General features: G+C 42.5%; 1 protein-coding gene and 2 pseudogenes. 2 read left to right on the top strand and 1 reads right to left on the bottom strand.

What is annotated here, in order from left to right; all coding sequences use genetic code 11:
* Positions 1-553: 553 nt before the first annotated feature.
* Positions 554-676 (top strand): annotated as a pseudogene (locus H6G48_RS26010) (type II toxin-antitoxin system RelE/ParE family toxin); the annotation flags it as partial.
* Here the strand turns inward: H6G48_RS26010 and H6G48_RS04065 are convergent.
* Positions 669-1574, bottom strand: coding sequence for a hypothetical protein (locus tag H6G48_RS04065; protein ID WP_190719337.1), 906 nt, complete (start codon positions 1572-1574; stop codon positions 669-671). The pseudogene H6G48_RS26010 and the gene H6G48_RS04065 sit on opposite strands and share 8 nt — an antisense overlap.
* A gap of 173 nt (positions 1575-1747) precedes the next feature.
* On the opposite strand from H6G48_RS04065, the pseudogene H6G48_RS04060 reads away from it, so the two are divergent.
* Positions 1748-1948: pseudogene (locus tag H6G48_RS04060) on the top strand (photosystem II q(b) protein); the annotation flags it as partial.

Below are 1948 nucleotides of genomic sequence, written 5' to 3'. Positions count from 1 at the left end.
GGCAGAGTTGGAAAAACAGATTAATCGACTTCCCCATTTGCCAAAGTGGTTTGTGGAAATCCCTTATCAAACCACTTGACTATTGGATCATCTTTTTTATGGAGTTCTCTTAAGTCTGGCTCAAATTTATAGCGCTCTAGCGTATTATCACGCGAATAAAGAACAGATAGAGGCCGATATCGATGCTTACCGAGCCGATTGTGAAGACTGGGAATCCCGATATCGAGCCGGTGAATTGTAATGAGTCAAATCCGTCTCTACCTTGATGAAGATGCGGGTCAACGCTCGGTCGTGCAAGCTTTGCGGAATCTGCGGTCAGTAAGGTATAGTCATTTCAATTAAAATTGAGAATATTAATCCCAGAGTTCACAAGGGTTTTGTCGGTCTAGAGTGTATCAGACTTATCTGAAATGACTATAACAGGTGCAAGATTTTGAGAGAATTGTGGTTCAAAACCTTACGTCCTGTAGGGGCGAAGCATTCGGGCATAACCTATCGCTGAAACCGTAGATTTCCTATCCGAATGCTTCGCCCCTACTTTTTGCCGCAAACCCTACTTAGAAAACTGGACGAAGAGCCATTTACACCGTCTTTAAAAACCCATAAATTAAGGTGTAATTTAGGAGAGTTATGGTCTTGTACTCTTGCTTACGATTGTCGAATTATTTTTAGTTTTCAGAGAGGAATCGTCTGATTAAATCTTCCCGTGAAGACTCTAACAAAAGGCGACTAGACTCCATCGGTGATAACTTGAGCAACTCATCAATAACTTTTATTAAAGACTCATCCAATTCCCCAAACCTCACTTGCATTAAATTTTCAATAATTTGTCGTTGTCCTTGTTGAAGTCCTTGTTGAAGTCCTTCTCGTTTAGTCGCCTCTTTCCACTCTAAATAAGATTGAGATAAAGCCATAAATACCTCCCTATCTTCTGATTCTAAAAGATTATTAACTTCAACACTCACACGCCAACTAATCAATAATTCCATGACATTTTGACGGAAGGAATCGCCGGAAGGCAACTCAAGCAACTCTCTCACCGCTTGGCTTTGGGTTTTCCCCCGTCCCAACAATCTTAACAGTAAAGTGTCTGGGGTAATAGGTAACTGATTAATCGCTATAATTGCCGTTCGGTGAGAAGGAGATAAAAAGTAAATCCCTTCTGTCCAGTTTTCCAGTTCTAACTTAGCATCAAAACTCTCTAGGATCTGGAAACTAATAGAAGTAGCCAAAATCCATAATTTAGGTAATTCATCCTCATTTAACTCAGTTTTTTCCCGTTTCCCTTTCCGTTGAAGTTCAGCGAAAATCGAAAACAATTTTAAGATACAGTGGCGAATTTCCGTTCGATTGGGAGCATTGCGAAAAGGCTCAAGCAAAGTGCTTGTGGTCACCATTTGCCCTAAAAGACCCAAAGATTGAGCATTTCCCCCTGTATTAGGGTGAGGAGAGAAGAAAACATCCACCTGACGGGTTTCATCCGCCACCTCTTTGCTGACTTCCACCTTTCCCAGGGGAGACAGCAATTCTTCTAGGTATTGTTTGGCAAATTGGTCGTGAGGTTGTCGAGTCATGTCTTTAATCTTAGATCAGAAAAGACCAGACTGCATCCGACCCATTTCATAACCCCAGCTTATCAATAGCATAAGTAACAATATCGTCAAACCCCTTTACAAACCGTTACAAACTCCTTAAGATAGAGACATCATCAATCGTACCTCGATAACTTAATAGGAATCATCAACCAATGACCACCACTCTACAACAGCGCGAGAGCGCTTCCCTGTGGGAGCAGTTCTGTCAGTGGATCACCAGCACCAACAACCGTTTATACATCGGTTGGTTCGGTGTCATCATGATCCCCACCCTGCTCACCGCCACCACCTGCTTCATCATCGCCTTTATCGCCGCTCCTCCCGTAGATATCGACGGTATTCGCGAGCCTGTA

It is taken from the genome of Microcystis flos-aquae FACHB-1344 (assembly GCF_014698375.1).
Lineage (GTDB): Bacteria > Cyanobacteriota > Cyanobacteriia > Cyanobacteriales > Microcystaceae > Microcystis > Microcystis aeruginosa.
Note: the sequence above shows the minus strand (reverse complement) of the source record. Positions and strands in the feature narration are given on the sequence as shown.

Bases quoted from the DNA above. Each gene is read 5' to 3' on its own strand.
- H6G48_RS04065 (WP_190719337.1), bottom strand. From the start codon at position 1,574: ATGACTCGACAACCTCACGACCAATTTGCCAAACAATACCTAGAAGAA.